Source organism: Serratia sp. Ae19-1 (assembly GCF_059801225.1).
In genome coordinates this window covers 22005-42422 of sequence record NZ_JBCHWD010000006.1, presented here as the reverse complement: position 1 = coordinate 42422, position 20418 = coordinate 22005, and the positions used below count along the sequence as shown (strand labels likewise).

Annotated in this window: 17 protein-coding genes; 8 read left to right on the top strand and 9 right to left on the bottom strand. The window is 62.3% G+C overall.

Going from position 1 to position 20418, the window contains the following annotated elements:
* Positions 1 to 15 precede the first annotated feature (15 nt).
* The 4 genes from AAIE04_RS17500 to AAIE04_RS17485 are packed head-to-tail and all read left to right on the top strand — an operon-like array spanning position 16 to position 5576.
* Positions 16 to 2547: a fimbria/pilus outer membrane usher protein gene (locus AAIE04_RS17500; protein WP_498577423.1), complete on the top strand. Its 2532-nt coding sequence runs from the start codon at positions 16 to 18 to the stop codon at positions 2545 to 2547.
* Positions 2548 to 2575: 28 nt separating this feature from the next.
* A complete protein-coding gene (locus AAIE04_RS17495) occupies positions 2576 to 3916 on the top strand; it encodes a fimbrial protein (protein WP_498577422.1) in 1341 nt (446 codons plus the stop codon).
* On the top strand, positions 3916 to 4665 hold the full coding sequence (locus tag AAIE04_RS17490) for a fimbrial biogenesis chaperone (RefSeq protein WP_019454761.1): 750 nt from the start codon (positions 3916 to 3918) through the stop codon (positions 4663 to 4665). Before AAIE04_RS17495 ends, AAIE04_RS17490 begins: the two co-directional genes overlap by 1 nt.
* A 44-nt stretch (positions 4666 to 4709) precedes the next feature.
* Positions 4710 to 5576, top strand: coding sequence for a cyclic nucleotide-binding domain-containing protein (locus tag AAIE04_RS17485; RefSeq protein ID WP_154746988.1), 867 nt, complete (start codon positions 4710 to 4712; stop codon positions 5574 to 5576).
* Positions 5577 to 5582: 6 nt separating this feature from the next.
* Here AAIE04_RS17485 and AAIE04_RS17480 read toward each other — a convergent pair whose 3' ends face one another.
* From AAIE04_RS17480 to ebgR, 7 genes are all read right to left on the bottom strand, one after another.
* Positions 5583 to 6176 (bottom strand): ATP-dependent Clp protease proteolytic subunit, encoded by a 594-nt coding sequence (locus tag AAIE04_RS17480; RefSeq protein WP_063919234.1) that lies wholly within the window; start codon positions 6174 to 6176, stop codon positions 5583 to 5585.
* A gap of 45 nt (positions 6177 to 6221) precedes the next feature.
* The gene (locus AAIE04_RS17475) at positions 6222 to 6551 is read right to left on the bottom strand and encodes an SRPBCC family protein (RefSeq protein WP_019454758.1); all 330 of its coding nucleotides are present in this window, start codon (positions 6549 to 6551) and stop codon (positions 6222 to 6224) included.
* Positions 6548 to 6862, bottom strand: coding sequence for an ArsR/SmtB family transcription factor (locus tag AAIE04_RS17470; protein ID WP_498577421.1), 315 nt, complete (start codon positions 6860 to 6862; stop codon positions 6548 to 6550). The genes AAIE04_RS17475 and AAIE04_RS17470 overlap by 4 nt, the downstream gene beginning before the upstream one ends.
* Positions 6863 to 6965: 103 nt before the next feature.
* On the bottom strand, positions 6966 to 8468 hold the full coding sequence (locus AAIE04_RS17465) for an amino acid permease (RefSeq protein WP_019454756.1): 1503 nt from the start codon (positions 8466 to 8468) through the stop codon (positions 6966 to 6968).
* Between the two features lie 58 nt (positions 8469 to 8526).
* Positions 8527 to 8979 (bottom strand): beta-galactosidase subunit beta, encoded by a 453-nt coding sequence (locus AAIE04_RS17460; RefSeq protein WP_015377553.1) that lies wholly within the window; start codon positions 8977 to 8979, stop codon positions 8527 to 8529.
* Positions 8976 to 12065, bottom strand: a complete 3090-nt coding sequence (gene ebgA, locus AAIE04_RS17455; protein ID WP_498577420.1) for a beta-galactosidase subunit alpha — start codon at positions 12063 to 12065, stop codon at positions 8976 to 8978. The genes AAIE04_RS17460 and ebgA overlap by 4 nt, the downstream gene beginning before the upstream one ends.
* Positions 12066 to 12232: 167 nt before the next feature.
* Complete coding sequence (ebgR, locus tag AAIE04_RS17450) at positions 12233 to 13213, bottom strand: transcriptional regulator EbgR (protein WP_074054476.1); 981 nt, start codon at positions 13211 to 13213, stop codon at positions 12233 to 12235.
* A 337-nt stretch (positions 13214 to 13550) separates the two neighbouring features.
* On the opposite strand from ebgR, the gene ygjJ reads away from it, so the two are divergent.
* Positions 13551 to 14621 (top strand): protein YgjJ, encoded by a 1071-nt coding sequence (ygjJ, locus tag AAIE04_RS17445; RefSeq protein WP_432525292.1) that lies wholly within the window; start codon positions 13551 to 13553, stop codon positions 14619 to 14621.
* Positions 14622 to 14638: 17 nt separating this feature from the next.
* On the top strand, positions 14639 to 17008 hold the full coding sequence (gene ygjK, locus AAIE04_RS17440; protein ID WP_498577419.1) for an alpha-glucosidase: 2370 nt from the start codon (positions 14639 to 14641) through the stop codon (positions 17006 to 17008).
* 43 nt (positions 17009 to 17051) lie between these two features.
* Here the strand turns inward: ygjK and AAIE04_RS17435 are convergent, their stop codons facing one another.
* Positions 17052 to 17477, bottom strand: a complete 426-nt coding sequence (locus tag AAIE04_RS17435; RefSeq protein WP_019454750.1) for a universal stress protein — start codon at positions 17475 to 17477, stop codon at positions 17052 to 17054.
* 147 nt (positions 17478 to 17624) lie between these two features.
* Complete coding sequence (locus tag AAIE04_RS17430) at positions 17625 to 18143, bottom strand: hypothetical protein (RefSeq protein WP_498577418.1); 519 nt, start codon at positions 18141 to 18143, stop codon at positions 17625 to 17627.
* 237 nt (positions 18144 to 18380) lie between these two features.
* On the opposite strand from AAIE04_RS17430, the gene metQ reads away from it, so the two are divergent.
* Together metQ and AAIE04_RS17420 are read left to right on the top strand one after the other, a co-directional pair.
* Positions 18381 to 19196, top strand: coding sequence for a methionine ABC transporter substrate-binding lipoprotein MetQ (gene metQ, locus AAIE04_RS17425; RefSeq protein WP_019454748.1), 816 nt, complete (start codon positions 18381 to 18383; stop codon positions 19194 to 19196).
* Between the two features lie 186 nt (positions 19197 to 19382).
* Positions 19383 to 20417, top strand: a complete 1035-nt coding sequence (locus AAIE04_RS17420; RefSeq protein WP_498056976.1) for a TAXI family TRAP transporter solute-binding subunit — start codon at positions 19383 to 19385, stop codon at positions 20415 to 20417.
* The last annotated feature ends 1 nt before the right edge of the window (position 20418 follow it).

The window sequence follows — 20418 nt, the reverse complement described above, 5'->3', positions numbered from 1 at the left end:
GACAGGGAGGTTCCCATGTTCGATGTCCGCAAGGCGACGCCGCTGCCCGCACGCTGGTGCTGCGCGCTGCTGGCGCTACCGCTGGGCTGCGCCGCCGCCGACGGCTACACCTTCGATCCCGCGCTGCTGCGCGGCAGCGTGCTGAGCAACAGCGCCCTGAGCCAGTTCAACCAGCAGGACGCCGTCGCCCCCGGCAGCTATCAGATCGATCTGTACCTCAACGGCCAGTTTCTCGAGCGCGACCAAATTCGCTTCGTGCGCGCAGGCCAGCAGGTGCTGCCCTGTTTCGATCGGCCGCAGCTGACGCGCTTCGGGCTGAAGAATCCGCCGGCGGCCGAGGCGGAATGCCTGCTGCCCGGCCGGGATCTCAAAGACATCACGGTGAACGCCGATATCTCGCGGCTACGGCTGGATCTCAGCGTTCCGCAGGCGCTGTTGAACGGCCGGCCGCGCGGCAGCGTCAACCCCGCCAGCCTGGACAGCGGCGAATCGATGGCCTTCGTCAATTACAACCTCAACCAGTACCACGTCAGCTACCGGCAGGGGCAAACCCGCGATCTCGACTCGACCTACGCCAACCTGAACGGCGGGTTCAACCTCGGGCTATGGCGCTACCGCCAGCAGTCCAGCTACCGCTACGATCGGGAGTTCGGCGGCCACCTGGACACCAGCCGCCGCTACGTGCAGCGCGCAATCCTGCCCTGGCGCAGCGAAATGCTGTTGGGCGAAGGCTTTACCGACGGGCACTTCTTCTCCGGCCTGGGCTTTCGCGGCATTCAGCTCAGCTCGGACGATCGCATGCTGCCGGATTCACAACGCGGCTATGCGCCGGTGGTGCGCGGCGTGGCGAAAAGCAACGCGCGCGTGACGGTGCTGCAGGGCAAAAGCACGCTGTATGAAACCACGGTGGCACCGGGGCCGTTCACCATCAACGATCTGTACGCCACCAACTACGCCGGCGATCTCACCGTGGTGGTGACCGAAGCCGACGGCAGCGTCAGCACCTTCACCGTGCCGTTCGCCGCGGTGCCGGAATCCATTCGCCCCGGCCAGTCGCGCTACTCCGCGATCGTCGGCCGTTCCCGCTACGTCGGCGACAACGATCTGTTCAGCGAAGTGACCTGGCAGCACGGCCTGACCAACGCTCTGACCTTCAACCTCGGCAACCAGCTGGCGGACGGCTATCAGGCGGTAATGCTGGGTGGCGTGTACAGCAGCTGGCTGGGCGCCTTCGGCATGGATACCACCTATTCCCACGCCAGCCTGCCGGACGGCGGCGCCTCCGGCTGGATGCTGCACCTCTCTTACAGCCGAACCTTCAGCCCGACGGACACCACGCTATCCATCGCCGGCTACCGCTACTCTACCGAAGGCTTTCGCGATCTCAGCGACGTGCTCGGCGTGCGGCGCGCCGCCGTTACCGGTCAAAACTGGCAGTCCGACTCCTACCGCCAGCGTTCGCGTTTCGAGGTCGCCGTCAATCAGGGCATGGGCGCGTTCGGCAGCCTGACGATGTCCGGTTCGACTCAGGACTACCGCGACCAGCGCGGCCGCGACAATCAGCTCCAACTGGGCTGGGGAAAAACCTTCGGCAACGGCGTGGCGCTTAACCTCTCCGTCACCCGCACTCGCAGTCTGGGCTACAGCAACGGCGACTACCGCGGCTACGGGCCGCTGGATAACGTCTACAGCGCGCCGCTGGCGCAGAACGCGCAGACCGTCACCGCCCTGTCGCTGAGCTTCCCGCTCGGGCGCTCATCATCCGCCCCCAGCGTCTCGCTGCTGGCCAATCATAGCCAGGGTCAGGGCGGCAATTATCAGGCTGCGCTCTCGGGCAGCGTCGGCGACGAACAGCCGGTCAGCTACGGCCTGAACTTCACCACCGACGACGATCGCCAGCAAAGCATCTGGGGCGGCAACCTGCAAACCCGTCTGCCTTACGCCAACGTCACCGGCTCGTTCTCCACCGCGCGCCAGTATCGACAAGGTTCCCTGTCGCTGCAGGGCGCCGTGGTGGCGCACCGCGGCGGCGTGACATTAGGGCCGTATGTCGGCGACACCTTCGCCCTGATCGAAGCGCCCGGCGCCAGCGGCGCACGGGTGATGGACGGCCAGGGCGCGCGCGTCGATCGCTTCGGCTACGCCCTGGCACCGTCACTGGTGCCCTATCACTACAACACCGTCGCGCTGAACCCCGAGGGCATGAACGACAAAGCGGAGCTGGAAGACGGCCAGCGGCGCGTGGCACCGTACGCCGGCGCCACGGTGCGCCTGCGCTTCAACACCGTGCGCGGCCAGGCGCTGCTGATCACCGCGCAGCGGCCCGATAACGCGCCGATCCCGATGGGCGCCAACGTGTTGGACCCAGCGGGCAACAGCGTGGGCATGGTCGGCCAGGCCAATCAGGTGTATCTGCGCAGCGATCGGAGCGCCGGCGAACTGACGCTGAACTGGGGCGACGCGCCCGGCCAGCAATGCACGCTGCATTACCGCCTGCCCGCCGGGGAAGACAGCCCGATTCAGCGGCTCAGCGCCCCGTGCCGCTAGCCCGTAAAACTTATTCTCAGGAGAGACGATGAAACGCATTGCTTACCCGCTCGCCGCCCTGGCGTTGCTCGCCCTGTCGCTGTTCGGTGCGCCCGCCGCGCTGGCCCAATGCACCCGGGTTTCTCCCGCGATCGATTCCGGTTGCGATCCCTGCGGGGTGGGCACGGCGCTGGGCCGGGTCAACCTGACCAGCACTTACCTGCAGCCCGTCGGCACGCCGCTCGGCACCAGCGTGTTCGATCTTACGTCCGGCACACGCTACCCCGATCCCAACAAGGTGCTGTATGAATGCGACGCCAGCGATGCGGGGCAGATCTATGAAGTCTTCGCCACCAACGGCGACGATCGCGTCGGCGGCTATTACGATCTGGGCGCCCAGGACGGCAACCCCAACTACTACGCCACCTACTTCCCTTACGTCGGCATCCGCCTGACCCATCTGGATTCCGGCAAGGTTTTTACCCGCTACTGGCAGTCGGCGCCGATTACCCGCTACGCCACCGTCGGCAGCAAAATTCAGATCCGGGTGAAAGACTTCAGCGCCATCCGCGCCGATCTGATCCGCATCAGCTCGCTGCCGGGCGCGGGCGCCAGCAACTATTGCGGCTACAGCGCCGGCAACCCGCTGGTGGGCATGGCCTCGACCACCGGCAATTCGAACTATACCTGCACGCAGCCGAACGGCTATGTCACCTTTCAGGGGCCAGGCATCGCTTCGGATCCTATCGGCAGCGATTCCGCCACCAACTACGCCACCTGGGGCACCGGGCGCTGGAACGCGATGGGCATGGGCACCGCACCGATCTCCTCATTGACCTATACCGCCACCTGCGTGGCGCGCAACGTCACGCCGCTGGTGATCCTGCCGACCATCTCCGTCAGCCAGTTGACCGCCGGGCAAACCTCACAGGCGCAGTTCACTATCAATATCGAATGCGACAACGCCGCCGTGTCCGGCGTCAGCAGCAACAATACCGCCCTCGGCCTGCAGGTGCCGTATGAAAGCTATGTCGCGGCGCAGCAGCTCGGGCTGGTCAGCGCCAACGGCGGCGTGAGCTACCTGCTCTCCAGCGGCTACGGCACCGACAGCAGCGTCGCCACCGGCGTGGGCATCGCGCTCGCCAACGCCGGCAACGGCACGCCGATGAATTTCGTCGGCTGGGCGCGCTGCAGCGCCGGGCAATGCCCGCAGGGCAACGACGCCGGCTGGTACCCGGTGCTCAACGGCGCCAGCGGCGGCGGCAGCACCGCGGCGGGCTTTACCCACTACGCCACCCAGCTCACCGCCACGCTCGCCCGGCTGCCCGGACAAACCGTCACCGCCGGCAAAGTGGACGCCAGGGCCTACGTTTGGGTTAAGGTGCAATGATGAGAAAGAAATATCTGACGATGGGATGCGCCCTGCTGCTGGCGCTAGCGGCCATGGGCGCGCAGGCGGGCATCATCGCCTCCGCCACGCGGGTGATTTTCCGCGAAGGCGACACGGAAAAAACCCTGATGTTGCTCAACACCAACGGCTATCCGATCGTGGCGCAAACCTGGGTCGATAACGGCGACGTCAACGCCGCCCCCGAACTGTCCCGCGCGCCGTTTGTCACCCTGCCCAGCGTTTTCGCCCTGCCGCCTTCGGCGCTGAAAGGGCTGCGCATCCTGTTTGCCGGCGCTAACCTGCCCGCCGACCGGGAGTCGGTATTCTGGCTCAACCTGTATGAGATCCCGCCTAACCCGCCGACCACGCCGCCGCTGGCGTCGCGCGTGACGCTGGCGATGAACACGCAGATGAAGATCTTCTACCGGCCCAGAGCGCTGCAGGGAAAAGCCGAGAACGCAGCCGAGGCCGTTTCGTTCACGCTGCAAAAATCACCGGGCGGCTATCTGCTGCGCTGCAACAACCGGTCTGCGTTCTATCTCTCCTTCGCCCGCATAAGCGTGCACATAGGAAAACGTGATTACCCGGTGCGGCAAGAAAGCGACATGATGACCGCGCCGTTCAGCATACGGGATTATCACCTCGACGGCGTTGCAGCGCCGACACTCCCTTCTCAGGTCATCGTTCAGGCCACTCTCATCAACGACCAGGGCCAACAGATCGTCAAGCCATACACAGCAAACCCATAACGATAAAAAGCAGCACATTTTTTTAAGTACAGGAAATAGGGAAAATGAGTCTAAGCAGATTCCAGCTACAGTTTCATCTGGAGAAACAGGCCAACATCATCAGACAGTCACCGGCGTTCCACGCCGCCATCGTCAAGCACGGGGAGTTATTGAAAGAGACCTACAAAAAACATCCGCTGTTTTACAAAATCATCTTCAGGAACAGTCGGTTCATTATTTGTTCCACCATCCTGTCCATTTATTACCACCAGCCCGCCGCCGGGTTGAAAGACATCAAGGCCTTTTTTAAAGGGAAGAACATGATCAGCGAGAATTCTCTGGATTCCTTTCTGTTCTTCTTGCGGGTCGGCCGTCGGCTGGAGGTCAAACCCTGCGAACATGACAAACGCCAGCTGCGCTATAGGCCGACGCCGAACGCGCTGGCGGAAACCCAGGCGCTGATCGCCTCGATGGCGCGGCCCTATCAGGCGCTGGCGCCGCAGATGCCCATCGCGGCGCTGCTGGCGACGCCCGACTTTCTGCCCGCCTTTTTCGCCGCCTACGGGCAGCTGATGCTCAAGGAGATCTACCTGATCGATCTGGTGCCGCAATCCGCGCTGTTTATCAGCAAAGACGCCGGCCACATGGTGCTGCTGATGCTGCATATCGAAAGCATCCGGCAGAACTCCCCCTTTCTGCTGCTCTCCTCGGCGAAAATCGCCAAGTCGTGTTCCGTCTCCCGCGCGCACGTGAATCGCATCCTGCAGGCGGCGGAAAAATCCGGCCTGCTGACCACCACCAATAACGTGGTGATCGAACTCAACAGCTCGTTCTTTATCATGGCGGAGCGCTATTTCAGCCTCTATTTCGCGATGGTCGAATGCGGGCTTGAACGGGTTTGGCACACGCCGCAGCCCGCCGAAAGCCCCTGAGTCGCTTCACCGTTCATGCAGCACCTTATCGATCAGCCCCCAGACCGCCGCTTCGTCGGCGGTCATAAAGCGATCGCGATCCAGCGCCCGCTCCACCGCTTCATCGCTCAGGCCGCAATGTTGGGCGTACAGCCGGATCACCCGAGCTTTGGTGCGCTTCATCTCTTCGGCGTGGATCAGGATATCGGACGCCTGCCCCTGAAAGCCGCCCAGCGGCTGGTGCACGTGCAGGCTGGCGTTAGGCAGCGCCATGCGGTGCCCCGGCTCGCCGGCCATCAGCAGGAACGAACCCATCGAGCGTGCGGTGCCCATGCACAGCGTATGCACCGGCGCGCGGATGTACTGCATGGTGTCGTAAATCGCCAGCCCGCTGGTGATCGCCCCGCCCGGCGAGTTGATGTACAGGTGGATCGGTTTTTCCGGATTTTCCGCCTCCAGAAACAGCAGCTGGGCGCACAGCATTTCGGCCACGTCGTCGTTGACTTCGCCATTGAGAAACACGATTCGGTCGCGCAGCAGGCGCGAGTATATGTCAAAGGAACGTTCTCCCCGGCTGGTCTGTTCCACCACCATTGGGACGAGCATCATCTTCTCACGCATCGGTGAACTCCTGGGTTGGCAACAAAGGGAAGTGTGTTTAACGCGTCAGGCGGCGCGCATCACCGTTGTCGGGCCGTCGTTGGCGGCGTCTGGCTGGTGGATAATCCGCAGCACACTGCCGCCGTCGGCGTTCGGCACAATCTGCAGGGTCACGACGCTTTCGAGAAACGGCGGTTGGTCGTCGCGCAGACGGTAGCTCACCGCCTCGCCCGGCGTGGCGGCCAACGGTTCAGCCTGCGCCAGGTCGCCGGTCGGCAGCCATTGCTCGCGCAGCTCGGGAATGCTGAGCGCCCGCCACACTTTTTCCGGCGGCGCATCAAGCGAATATTCCAACACCAGCCGGTCGTGCGGCGGCGGCTCAGCCCGTTTGTTCATTGATCCATGTCCTTCAGCAAGGTTTGCAGCGCCTCGGTGCGCGCCGGCCAATAAGCGCGGTACTTCGCCAACCACTGCGCGATCTGCGCCAGCCCGTCCGGGTCGACCTGGTAATTGACGCAGCGCCCCTGCTTCGCCTCGCGCACCAACCCGGCGTTGCGCAGCACCGCCAGGTGTTGCGACATCGCCGATTGGCTGATGGGCAGCCCTTCGCGCAGCGCGCTGGCATTCATGCTACCGGCGACGAGTTTGTCGAAGATGCTGCGGCGGGTCGGATCGGCCAGCGCCTTGAAGATGTCATTTTCGTTCATACAAACACATTAGTACTCACTTATGTATTATGCAAACGCAGAGGCAGGATTTTTTACGCAAGGCGAGACTCCGCGCCGAGGCGCGGAGTCAATAGGTGAGCAATTACAGCGGTTTATTGCATGCGGGCGTGGTCAGCGCGGGTTGACCGGCAGGCGCCCCCTCCTGCGCTTCCAGCGCGAGACGCGCCAGCGGCATGTCTTCGTGGTAGCGCGCTTCGGCGTTCAGGCTCTTCGAGTAGCGGTTGTACTTCCACCAGGCGTAGCCGAGGAACACCACCAGCCCGCCGACGTTATAGAACACGATGGTCATGATGCTGGCGCCAGTCGGGAACGTCGAGGCGAAGAAGCCGACGGTGAAGATGGCGATCAGCACGCTGACGATGGCGATGCCCTGCAGGCGCGAGCCCATTTTGAAATCGCGCGCCACCCGGTCGTACTTCAGCCGCAGATTCAGGTAGGCCAGCATGATGAACAACGGCGGCAGCATCGAAGCAGCGGCGGTCATGTTGATCAGCGTATTCATCAAATCCTGCACGCTGCTGGAACCCAACGTCGGGATCAGCATCAGCGGGATGACGATGAAGAACTGGATCCAGGCGGCGCGCGTCGGCACGCCGTGCCGGTTCAGGCGGATGGTTTTCTCGCCGAAAATGCCCTTCGGGATCTCGGTGAAGAAAATCTTCACCGGCGCCGCCGTCCACATCAGCAGCGAGCCGAACATGGCGGTGAAGGAGACGATGCCGACAAAGCGGTTCATCAACACCGTCGGCAGGCCGAAGTGTGCCGACAGGCCTTCGAACACCTGCACCGTGCCGCCGGTAAAGTGCAGGTCGGTGCGATGCACGAACACGTTAATCAGCAGCGAAGACACCGAATACAGCACGCCGATAAACAGCCCGGAAACGATGATCACCTTCACGAAGGCGCGGCTGCCGCCTTTCACATCGTTCACGTACACCGCCACGGATTCCGCCCCGCCCGCCGCCTGGAAGATCCAGGCGGTAATGCCGAGGAACGCCCAGTTGAAGTTCGGCGTCATCGCCTGCACGTTGATCGGATCGGCCGGCTCGATGCCGCCCAGCACCGCCGCGCCCGCCAGGATGATGTAGGAAAACGTCAGCAACAGCATCAGCGACGAGGTGACGGAGGTCATCGGCCCCAGCAGTTTCGCGCCGCTGTTGGAGATGTAGGTCGAGAAGGCGAACAGGAAGATACTGATGATCGCCGTGGTCAGCGGGGTAAACACATAGTCATAGCCCAAGAACGCGTACGAGGCGTAGGCGATGACGCGCGGCAGCAGCGCGGTGAAGAAAAACAGATTCACGAACCAATAGGTGTAGGCGGTGATAAACGCCCAGCGCCCGCCGAGCGCACTTTTGACCCAGGCATAGACGCCGGCCTCGGAGTTGCGGTTGAGCGAGACGAACTCGGCGATGATCAGGCAAAAGGGAATGAAGTAAATGATCGTCGCCACCAGGAATACCGGCGACGAGGCGATGCCGAGCTGAATATTGTTGTTGATCACGTTGTTGAAACTGAACACTGCCGCAAACGTCATCGACAGCAGACCAAACTTGCCGATGGTGTTTCTGTTCGACGCAGCCATAGAGATTCTCCGAATGGTGTAGGGGACTTCGGTTTGTTGTTATCGATCGGCGGTCGCGCTATTTGTTGATGAAATAGCTGTCTTCCACCGTCACTTTTAAAATGACTTTTTTTACCTTGCCGCTTTCTTTGAAGCGGTGAGCCTGGTGGTTTTCGAAGATCACCACGTTGCCTTTACCGACCCGGCGCCTCTCGCCTTCGCCGCTGAAAAACTCGCGGTCGGTTTCGTCCTGATAGGGCGCCACCGTCGTCAGCGCCCGTTTGTCGGCGACTTCGACGATCTCTTCTCCCTCGAGGTAGTAGTGCACGTCGAAGTAGCGGCGGTTACCCTCCAGCCAGCCGTGCTGCCGGCCGGCGCCGACGCTCAGCCGATACGTCAGCGAGTCGCCGATCGAATGGCACACGTTCGGGCTGATGCGATCGACATTGGCGATCGCCTCCATGCAGCGCAGCCATTTCTTGCCGCTGTGATAAATGCGCTGAAACTCCGTCAGGGATTCGAGAATGATCATGCGTTTTCCTCCGCAGACTGCGGGTGATGAGGGGCCGGCGCGTAGTCATAACCGGCGAGCGCGGCGCCGTCCGTTTGCCGGCCGTCGAACGGCACCAGCGTGAAGCCATAGCTGAACGGCGCCAGATAGACCCGGTGGGTATCCAGCACCTCGGAGCCCCAGGAGTTGGAGCCGAGGCCGAGCACCTGATCGTCCAGGTTCAGCGTCAGGCAATCGTCAGGCTCCAGCTCGTTGATGTGCTGGGCTTGATGCAGCATCTCGGCGCTGTACGGCCACAGGCTGAAGTTGATCGGCCGCCGCGGTTGGATGAAGATCCCCTTGCCCGCCGCGTCCTGCAGGCTCAGCCAGCGCACGTCCTGCCGATTGCCGTTGTCCTGCGGGAACGGATAGTGTTCGAACAGCGCATCGGCGCGCTGCCGGTAGCGGCCGATAAGGTTGGCCCGGCAGCTGTCGCGGTAGTTCTCACCCGGCCCGCGGCCGTAGTATTCCACCTGCTCGAAGCGGCGGCTGATGCCGAAATCGAGACCGATTTTCGGGATCACCTGCCGGAAATCGCCGTAAGGCTCCCCGGCCAGATCCAGGCTGACACAGCCCTGCGGAGAGATGCGCCAGCGATAGGTGCAGCGCATGCCGAAGTCGAACACCGGCGGCGCGATCAGGCTGCGCACCTCGATCAGCAGATCTTCGCCCTGCCATTGCCGGCTAAGGCGGCGGAAATGCTGTTGCATGATGGGGAAGTGATACGGCAACCAAATCCCCTCATATTCCTGTTTATGGTTATCGATCACCGGTTTAAAGAAGGTGATGCGCGGCGCGCGTCCCACCATTTCTTCATCGTCTACCCGCCACGACAGCAGTTCGCCGCTCAGCAGCGAGAACGCCAGCTGGAACCGGCCGCCGCTGACGAGCAGCTGATGATTTTCCTCGCGGCATTGCAGCGCCGGCGCACCGACCACCGGTGGAGCCGGTAGCCGCGCCGCCGCCTGGCGCAGATGCTGGTAATGCCCCAGCCGCTGGCCGCTCTCGCTGTAGCGGGTGGCGCTGTCCTTATGCACCGCCACGTCGATCAGCGTTTCCCCCGGCCCCAGCGCCAGCACCGGCAGGTGCATGTCTTCGCTCTCACCCGGCTGCAGATGCGGCAGCTTGAATTCGTAACTCGCCACCTGGCGGCCGTCGGTCTTGACGCTGACCTTCAGCGTGATGTCCGCCAGCGAGCTGAACCAGTAGCGGTTTTTCACCCGCAGCACGTCGCCTGCGCCTTCTTCCGCCGTCACTTCCACCGGGCACAGCACCTGCTGATATTCACGCAGGCCGGGGCCGGGGCGCTGGTCCGGGTAGATCAGGCCGTCCATGCAGAAGTTGTAGTTGTTCGGGTAGTCGCCATAATCGCCGCCGTACTGGTAGCGCTCGCGCCCCTGCTCGTCGTGGCTCAACAGCCCGTGATCGCACCATTCCCAGATGTAGTGCCCCTGCAAGCTGGCGTGGCGGTTGAACACCGACTGGTATTCGAACAGCCCGCCGGGGCCGTTGCCCATGGCGTGGGCGTATTCGCACAGAATGCGCGGTTTGGGGTGCGGGTATTCACCGAAGGTGTTCATCATCGCCACGCGGGAATACATGGTGCTGATCACGTCGGTCACTTCGGCGTCGCGGTCTTCCTCGTAGTGGATAAGGCGGGTCGGATCGAGCGCCTTGCAGCGCCGGGCCATGGCGCGAATGTTGCAGCCGTAGCCGGATTCGTTGCCGAGCGACCAGATGATGATCGACGGGTGGTTTTTCTGCGCCGCCACGTGGCGCTCGATGCGCTCGACGTAAGCCTGCTCCCAACGCGGATCGTCGGTGATGCGGCTCAGATCGCCAACGTTGGCGAAGCCATGACTCTCCAGATCGGTCTCCGCCATCACAAACAGGCCATAGAGATCGCACAGCTCGTAAAAACGCGGATCGTTGGGGTAGTGGGCGGTGCGTACCGAGTTGATGTTGTGCTGTTTCATCAGCACGATGTCGCGCTCCACCCGTGCCATATCGACGGCGCGCCCTTTACGGTGATCGTGATCGTGGCGGTTGACGCCGTGCAGCTTGAGGTAGCGCCCGTTGACGTACATCAGCCCGTCGCGCACCGCGATCTCGCGGAAGCCCACCCGCTGCGGCACCACGCTCAGCAGGTTGCCGGCGCCGTCATACAGGCTGAGCAGCAGTTGATACAGATAGGGATTTTCCGCGTTCCACTGCTGCGGACGGCTGACCGGCAGCTCGAAACGGCAGCTCAGCGCCCGTTCAATGCGCAGATCGTCGCACCACTGCTCCGCCACGCAGCGATCGCCGTCGAACAGCTGCGCCTGCAGACGGCAGCCCTCGGCGGCCGGCGATCCGAGATGGCGCAGCTCGGCGTCGATCGCCAACTGCGCGTCGCAGTAGCGCTCGTCGAAGGTGGTGACCAGCGTCAGGTCGTGAAGGTGAGTGGCGCTCTGGCCGATCAGATAGACGTCGCGGAAGATGCCGGCCATCCACCACATGTCCTGATCTTCGATGTAGGTGGAATCGGCCCACTGCATCACCCGCACCGACAGCAGGTTCTCGCCCTGCCGCACATAGGGGCTGATGTCGAACTCGGCGCACAGTCGGCTGCCCTTGCTGAAGCCGACATAATGGCCGTTGACGTACACCTCGAAGTAGGTTTCCACGCCGTCGAATTTGATCAGGACTTGCTGATCCCGCCAGCCGGCGTCGAGCGTAAAGTGACGCTGATAGGCGCCGGTCGGGTTGTTGGTCGGCACGTAAGGCACGTCGATCGGGAACGGGAAGCCCTCGTCGGTGTACTGCAGGTGGCCGTGCCCTTCCAACTGCCACATACCCGGCACCGCCATATCGCCCCAGTCGCTCATCGGCTCACGGTAAAACGCCGCCGGCACCTGCGCCGGGTGATCGAAGAACCGAAAGCGCCAACGGCCGCTCAGCAGCTGGAAACGCCGGCTGGCGTTGCGATCGAAGCTCAGCGCCTGCTCGGCGTCCGCGTAGCTGAAGAAGCTCGCGCGCGGCGCCAACCGGTGCTCCGACTGTTTTTCAATGTTTTCCCAATTATTCACGTCACGTCTCCCGACACCTGTGCAATGCGGAAACGATAGTAAATATTTAGTAAAAACTACAGCCGATATTTACCAAATGACGACAGGATCACAATAAATCTCAAATGCCTTTTTTTATCATGACGTTAATTTTGAGCGCCAACGCCCCCCGCCGAGGCGGGGGCCGGTCAGGCGACGGTGGTGTCGCGCAGCTGCAGCGAGCTGGGAACGAAGATCGACAGCGGGACGGCGCGTTCATCGCGCAGCCGCTCCACCAGCAGGTTGACGGCCTGTGCGCCCATGGTTTCCGAAGGGATGCGCACCGTGGACAAGGCGGGGAAAATAAAGCGGGCGGTGGGAATGTCGTTGACGCTGATCAGCGCAATCTGCCCCGGCACCTGGACGCCGTGTTCGTGCAGCGCGCGCAGCACGCCGATGGCGATCGAATCGGTCGCCACCAGCAGCGCCGGCGGATAGCCATTCTGGCTTTGCAACATCGCTTTGGCGCACTGGTAGCCCGACTGGCTGCTGAAATCGCCGTGGTAAATATCCTGCGGCCGCACCACGTTTTGCTGCCGGCCATACTCGACGAACGCCTGTTCGCGCTGGTCGATGCCCGCCGGATGGTCGCGCCCGCCGATAAAGCCGATGCGCTGATAGCCGCGGCCGATAAAGTAATCGATCACCTTGCGGCTGATCTTGTACAGGTCGACATTGACGCAGTCGAAACGCTCGTCGTCCACCACGCCGTCGATAAACACCACCGGCGCGTCCTGCAGCTTAAGCTGCTCATACAGCGCGGGCTGTGGCCGGCCGATCACCAGCAGGCCGTCGGCCGCCGGCAGCGCCTTGTCGCCGGTAAAGTCGTAACCGGCGCTCAGCGTCACGCCCAGTTTTTCACACTGCGTTTCGATACCGTAGCGCATCGCCAGGTAATAGGGATCGTTGATCTCCACGCCCTGCGTATAGGTGAACAGCGCAGCAAAATGCAGGCGATGCCCGCTTTGCCGTTTGGAGGGTGCCACCTTGTATTCGAGGCGCTCCGCCGCTTCCAGGATCTTCTGGCGCGTTTGCGCCTTCACGCTCAGGGTGGGGTCGTCATTCAACACGCGCGAAACGGTGGCGACGGACACATTAGCGGCTTCAGCAATTTCCTTCAGTGTGGCCATAGAGTCCCAATGCACAGACGAAAAACGGTAGCTTAATCGGATAGCGGCGCGACGTACAGCGCCGCCCGCCCCCTCTCTTCCCAGACCGGGCCGGCGCTCGCTCATGCAAATCGTTGCCGGGCGCCTGCATCGAAAGATACCCATTTCACCCGTTGTGATCAAGTTAACGATTTACTGATTAAAGCGTATTTTTTACTAAATATTTTACTAATATACCTGCCGTTTACCGCTCGCGATCGGGCGGACTTTATCTCTTCTCCCAGGGAGCCGGGAGCGACCTTGCGTGAGCCGCCGTTCGACTGACGCGCCGATCCATCCAACACCAGGCACATGCCCCATGACATCAATAAATCATCACGCCCTGTTGCCCTTATTACTGATACTCAGCGCGCCGGTCTGGGCGGCGCAGGACCCCGTTACCCCGGCGGAGCGCAATCAGCTGCCGCCGCCGCCGTTGTCCGATAGCGCCGCGACCGCCCTGCGCTTTTACGGCGAGCTCGGCATCGGCGGCAGCGTCTATTTGAACGGCGAACATCAGCATAAATACAGCGACGGCACCTACATCGAAGGCGGCCTCGAGATCAAACAGGGCCACTGGTTCGGCCTGATTTACGGCGAGGGCTGGACCGTCCAGGCCGACAGCCAGGGACACGCCTGGACGCCCGGCCACAGCTGGGGCGGCTTCGAGGGTGGCCTGAACCGTTTCTACGGCGGTTACCGTACCGATGACGGCACCGAGATGATGCTTAGCGTACGCAACGACTCGTCGCTCGACGATCTGCAATGGTGGGGCGACTTCACGCCGGAGTACGGCTACGTGATCCCCAACACCCGCGATCTCAGCTACGCCGCCAAGCTGCAAAACCTGACCGGGCGCTTTCGCTACAGCGTGACGGCGGCGCCGGAAAGCCGCATCGACGAGAGCAAGGCGCTGCTGCACTTCGGCAAATACGACCGCTACTCCGACAAATACACCTACCGGGCGATGATCAACGGCTACACCCAGTACGATCTGCAGGACAATCTGACGCTGCTGAACGGCCTGGAAGTGACCGACGGCCTGGGGCAGCTGTTTCTGCTGGGGCTGCGCGGCAAACACCTGGCCGGCCGCGTCTGGCACCACACCGGCAAAGGCGACAGCGGCGGCCACACCGGCAGCGAGTCGGGCCTGATGCTCAGCGCGATGACGGAAACCGCCAAAGGGCTGTACCTCTCCACCGCCTACAGCTACGCCCGCCACCGGTTTGATCACGCGGCAGATACCGCCACCTCCTACGCCCAGTTCGGCGTCTGGTACGAATATGCCGGCGGTAAGCTGGCCACCGCGCTGGACAGCAAATTCTTTATGCGCAACGACAGCACCGGCGCCAGCAACTCGGTGTTTCTGATGCAATATTTCTATTGGTAACCGTTGAGGCCCCTACGATGAACATGACTCCCCTGACGCCGCTGGCCACCGCCCTCACCCTCGCGTTGACGCTGGCGGGCTGCGCGCCGAAAACGCCCGACGCCCCGCTGGCCGAACGCTACCCAAACGTTATCGATCGCCACGGCGCGCCGCATTTTATGCTCGACTATGACTTCGACGATCATCAACGCTTCAACCCGTTCTTCGATCTCGGCGCCTGGCACGGCCACCTGTTGCCGAGCGGTCCGGAAGGCATGGGCGGCTTCCCCGGCCCGGCACTGCTGACCGAAGAATACATCAACTTTATGGCCAACAATTTCGATCGGCTCAGCGTATATCGCAACGGCAAGCCGGTGTCTTTCACCATGACGGCCTACAGCCTGCCCGGCGCCCTGGTGCAACGGCTCAACGCGCCGGGGGTGACCGTCAACCTGACGCTGCGCTTCGCCAGTGCGCGCACCTCGCTGCTGGAGACGCAAATTATCACCGATACACCGCTGGAGCTGGTGTGGGACGGCGAATTGCTGGAGCGCTACGCGGCCAAAGAGCAAAAACCGCAGCCGCCGGCGACCATTGAACAGGCGTTTCCGGACTACAAGCGCCGCATTGTGCCGACGGCGGACGGCCTGCGCGTCACCTTCGGCAAGGTGCGTGCGCCGTCGCAGCTGATGACTTCCGGCCAGTCCGAGTATCAGATCCATAAATCGCTGCCGCAGCGCACCACGGTCGACGGCCACCGCTTCCGCGCCACGGCGCGCATCGCCGGCACCACCACGCTGTACACCACCTATTCGCATCTGCTCACCGCCGACGAGGCGCAGCGCGAACAGCACGCTATCGCCGACATCCTCGCTCACCCGCAGCGCTATATGGCCGCGTCGGCCCAGCGTTGGCAACGCTATCTCGCCGCCGGGCTCCGCAACCCGCACGCCACGGCGGAACAAACCCGCGTGGCGGTCAAAGCGATAGAAACGCTGAACGGCAACTGGCGCGGCGCCGCCGGGGCGATGAAGTTCGACTCGGTCACCCCGTCGGTCACCGGGCGCTGGTTCTCCGGCAACCAAACCTGGCCGTGGGACACCTGGAAACAGGCCTACGCCATGGCGCACTTCAACCCGGACGTGGCCAAGGACAACATTCGCGCGGTGTTCGCCTTCCAGATTCGGCCGGGCGACGCTTTGCGGCCGTGGGACGCCGGTTTCCTGCCCGACCTTATCGCCTACAACCCCAGCCCGGAGCGCGGCGGCGACGGCGGCAACTGGAACGAACGCAACACCAAGCCGAGCCTGGCGGCCTGGGCGGTGATGGAGGTGTATCGCGTCACCGGCGATAAGGGCTGGCTGGCGGAGATGTACCCGAAGCTGGTGGCTTACCATGACTGGTGGCTGCGCAACCGCGATCACAACGGCAACGGCGTGCCGGAGTACGGCGCCACCCGCGACAAAGCGCACAATACTCCCGACGGGCGCATGCTGTTTACCGTCAAACGCGGGCAACGTGAGCAAACGCTGGCCGGCCTCGACAACTACGATCGCATCGTGCACGAGGGGCATTACGACAGCATCGCGATCCCGGCGCAAACCGCCGCCTCCTGGGAGTCGGGCCGCGACGATGCGGCAGTATTCGGCTTTATCGATCCGGATCAATTGGCGCGCTACGTGGCACAGGGCGGCAAACGCGAAGACTGGCAGGTGAAATTCGCCGAAAACCGCGCGCCGGACGGCACGCTGCTCGGCTACTCGCTACTGCAGGAATCGGTGGATCAGGCCAGCTATATGTACAGCGACAACCGCTACCTGGCGGAGATGGCCGATATTCTGGGCCATGGCGCCGAGGCCGAGGCCTTCCGCGCCAAAGCCGATAAGCTGGCGGCCTATATCAACACCTGCATGTTCGATAAGCAGAGCGGTTTCTTCTACGACATTCGCATCGAAAGCCGGCCGTTGGCCAACGGCTGCGCCGGCAAACCGATCGTCGAACGCGGCAAAGGGCCGGAAGGCTGGTCGCCGCTGTTCAACGGTGCCGCCAGCCAGCCGCACGCCGATGCGGTGGTCAGGGTGATGAAGGATCCGCGTGAGTTCAATACCTACGTGCCGCTCGGCACCGCGGCGCTGACCAATCCGGCGTTCGGCGCGGACATCTACTGGCGCGGCCGCGTGTGGGTCGATCAGCTGTATTTCGGCCTCAAGGGCATGGAGCGCTACGGCTATCGCGACGATGCGGTGGCGATGGCGCAGGCCTTCTTCCGCCACGCCGACGGCCTGGTCGCCGACGGGCCGATCCGCGAGAACTACAATCCGCTCACCGGCAAGCAGCAAGGCGCGCCAAACTTCTCCTGGAGCGCGGCGCACCTGTACATGCTGTATAACGACTTTTTCACGCAATAAGCCGCAGCGGCCACCGCCATCGTTGCCCGGCGGTGGCCCGCGTTTATGAACGGATCGGGATCACCAGCACGTCGATATTCAGCTGGTTGATAGCATTGCGGGTGGAAGAAAACAGGTTGCTCCACAGATCGTGGTGATGGCCGAACACCAGCAGATCGATGTTCTTATCCACGACTGCCGTACGCAGTTCGTCAACAAAGCCGCCGCGCCCGATAATCACTTCCGCGATCGGGTAATTGACGTTTTGCGTGGTGGGCTCCAGCTCTTTGCGGATCTTCTCTTCGAACGGCACGCCGTCATAGCTGCGCTCCGAAAAGCCGATCGCCGCGTGGTAGGTGTCGTAGTGGACGTCCACATAGATCAGCGAGAGTTTGGCCTGCAGCGCCTCCGCCAGCAGCGCTCCCTTTTCGACCAGCCGTTTGCCGTCATCGCTCAGATCGGTGGCGATGACAATATGTCTGTAACACATAACGCCTCCTGTCATGGACTCGGTAGAGACGAGGCTCCGATATCACGCCGGGGTCATATCGTTATGGTTAATTTTAGTTCAGAAATGGCGCGCCGGGCGGGTGGCGATGCGGTGGGAAAGCCCCGTCGCCGGGGCTGAAAGCAGAAATTACTTCTCGCGCTGCGCCTCAAACCAGACGTTGCACAGCGACAGGATCAGCGTGTTGGCGTCTTTCACCAGCACGTTATCGCCGGGCACCCCGTCGCTACCCTGATCGGTGATGCCTTTAATGGAGGTATCCGCGTGCTGAATGGCCACGCGCTCGACCGACGGCGTACTGATGCCCAGCATCGGGAAATCGATGTAGGAGCTGCTGCCGGCGTTGTCCTCGACGAACTCCTGCGCTTCTACGGTGCTGACCGTGGCCCCTTCGCTTTTCAGCACCGTGCCGTTCCAGCTGAAGGCGTCCGCTTTATAACTGATTTTGCCGCCGATCAGGCTCTGCGCCTGCTGCTGATCCCAGCAGCCGGTGGTTTGGGTCGGCACGATCTTGCTGACGCGCCAGTTGCCCAGCAGCTGTTTGGGGATCGGCCCGGTATCGCTCTCCGCCGCCCGAACCTGAGTCGCCGAGACGCAGGCCAACACCACCAGCGGCAGCAGCGCCTTGCTCCAAGTGTTCAATCGCATTGTCTTTTCCTTCGTTTCAGTACCCAGTCTGCCCCTTGTGGGCCAACGGCTATCATAATAAGCCCGCCGATTCGCCGTCAAAACAATCCGCACCGCGCGGAGCGGCGGCCGCTCATAGCTAATCGCTATGAGTCATAGTGAATCAGTATTTTGTTTTAGCCCAGCGATTACCTACAGTCACTGCCACTATTCTGCCCGCCAAAATTAGCAGGCAATGTTGACAAGGACCCTGGGAAAATGACATTTACGCTGAAAAACCTCACCCTTGCGCTGGCCGCCGCCGGCACGCTGCTGCTGACCGCCTGCGGCCCCACCGCGCAGGACGATCACCACATCAAGGTCGGCATCAGCGCCGGTATCGATCAGTCGCTGTGGGCGGTGGTGCAAAAGGTTGCCAAGCAGAAATACGATCTGGACGTGGAGGTGGTGACCTTCAACGACTACGTGCTGCCGAACGAAGCGCTGAACAACGGCGATCTGGACGTTAACGCCTTCCAGCACAAGCCGTATCTGGACAAGCAGATGCAGGAGCGCGGCTACAAGTTGGCGGCGGTGGGCAACACCTTCGTCTACCCGATCGCCGGCTACTCGAAGAAGATCACCGCGCTCAGTCAGCTGCCGGACGGCGCGCAGGTGGCGGTGCCGAACGATCCGACCAACCTGGGCCGCTCGCTGTTGCTGTTGCAAAAACAGGGGCTGATTACCCTGAAAGACGGCGTCGGCCTGCTGCCGACCGCGCTGGATATCGTCAGCAACCCGAAAAAGCTGAAGATCGTCGAGATTGAAGCACCGCAGCTGCCGCGCGCGCTGGACGATCAGAAGGTAACGCTGGCGATCATCAACACCAACTACTCCAGCCAGATTGGCCTGTCGCCGGCCAAGGACGGGCTGTTTGTCGAAGACAAAAACTCCCCGTACGTCAACATCTTCGCCAGCCGCATCGACAACAAAGACAGCGAGAAAGTGAAAGATCTGGTCAAGGCCTATCAGACCGACGAAGTGGCGGCCAGCGCCGCCGAAATCTACAAAGGCGACGCCGTCAAAGGCTGGTAACGCTCTCCCGTATGCCCGTGGCGCCAGGCCACGGGTTTTGCATTCCCCCTCCCCACCGCGCCGTTCACTTTTCACCCACCCAGATCACAAATCAAACACTGCGCTTTAGGTGAATAAAGCTGCCATGTTGTATACAAGTTTGCGTAAATGTTTTCTATTTGTTTCAAAAAACCGCTGGGGAAAATAATGAAAAATAGAAAAATCAAAACGTTGCTTGTTACCTGCGCCGTGGTCGGCGCCGCGTTGCTGGCCATCGCCGGTAAAGCGGAAAACGCCGACAAAACCTTCCTCTCCGTCGCCACCGCCTCCACCGGCGGCACCTACTACCCGATGGGCGTCGGGCTGGCCAACGTCTGGAGCAACCGGCTGAAGCATCAGGGGATCCAGGTGACCGGTCAGTCCTCCGCCGGTTCGATCGAGAATATCGACCTGCTGCAAAAAGACGAAGCGCAGCTGGCGATTCTACAGAGCCTGATCGCCGTTGAAGCCTATCAGGGCGTGCGCAACTTCAACGGCCGCGCCGACCGCGAGCTGCGATCCATCTCCATGCTGTGGCCCAACGTCGAACACTTCGTGATGCTGGAAAGCCGGGTGAAAGACGGCACGCTGAACGATATCACCGGCACGCGCTTTTCCGTCGGGCCGCAGGCCAGCGGCACCGAGCAGTCGACGATGATCATCCTGCAGGGCGTCAAGCTGAGCAAAAAATCGCTGTCGGCGGAATACCTCGGCTATGGCGATACGGTGTCCGCGATGCGCGACGGGCGCCTGGACGGCGGCGCCCTGCCCGCAGGGGTGCCGGCGGCAGCCGTCACCGACATGTACGCCAGCGGCGTGCCGGCGCGCATCCTGGAAGTCACCGACGAGCAGCTGGCCAGCATCAACGCCATCGCCAACTCCTGGTTTCGGTTCGACATCAAAGCGGATACCTACCCGCGCCAGCCCAAGGCGGTCGCCACCATCGCGCAGCCCAACATTCTGGTGGCCCTCAGCCGGCTCGACGAAAAGCGGGTATACGACCTGACCAAAACGATGTTCGAGAACCTGCCGGAAGTGCACCAGGTGCACAGCTCGGCCAAATACATCTCGCTGGAAAACGCGCTGAAAGGCGTTTCGGTGCCGCTGCACCTCGGTGCCTATCGCTACTACCGCGAAGCCGGCGTCGAGATACCCGATTATCTGATCCCGCCGGAAGCCACCGCGCTGGCCGCCAACCCATAAT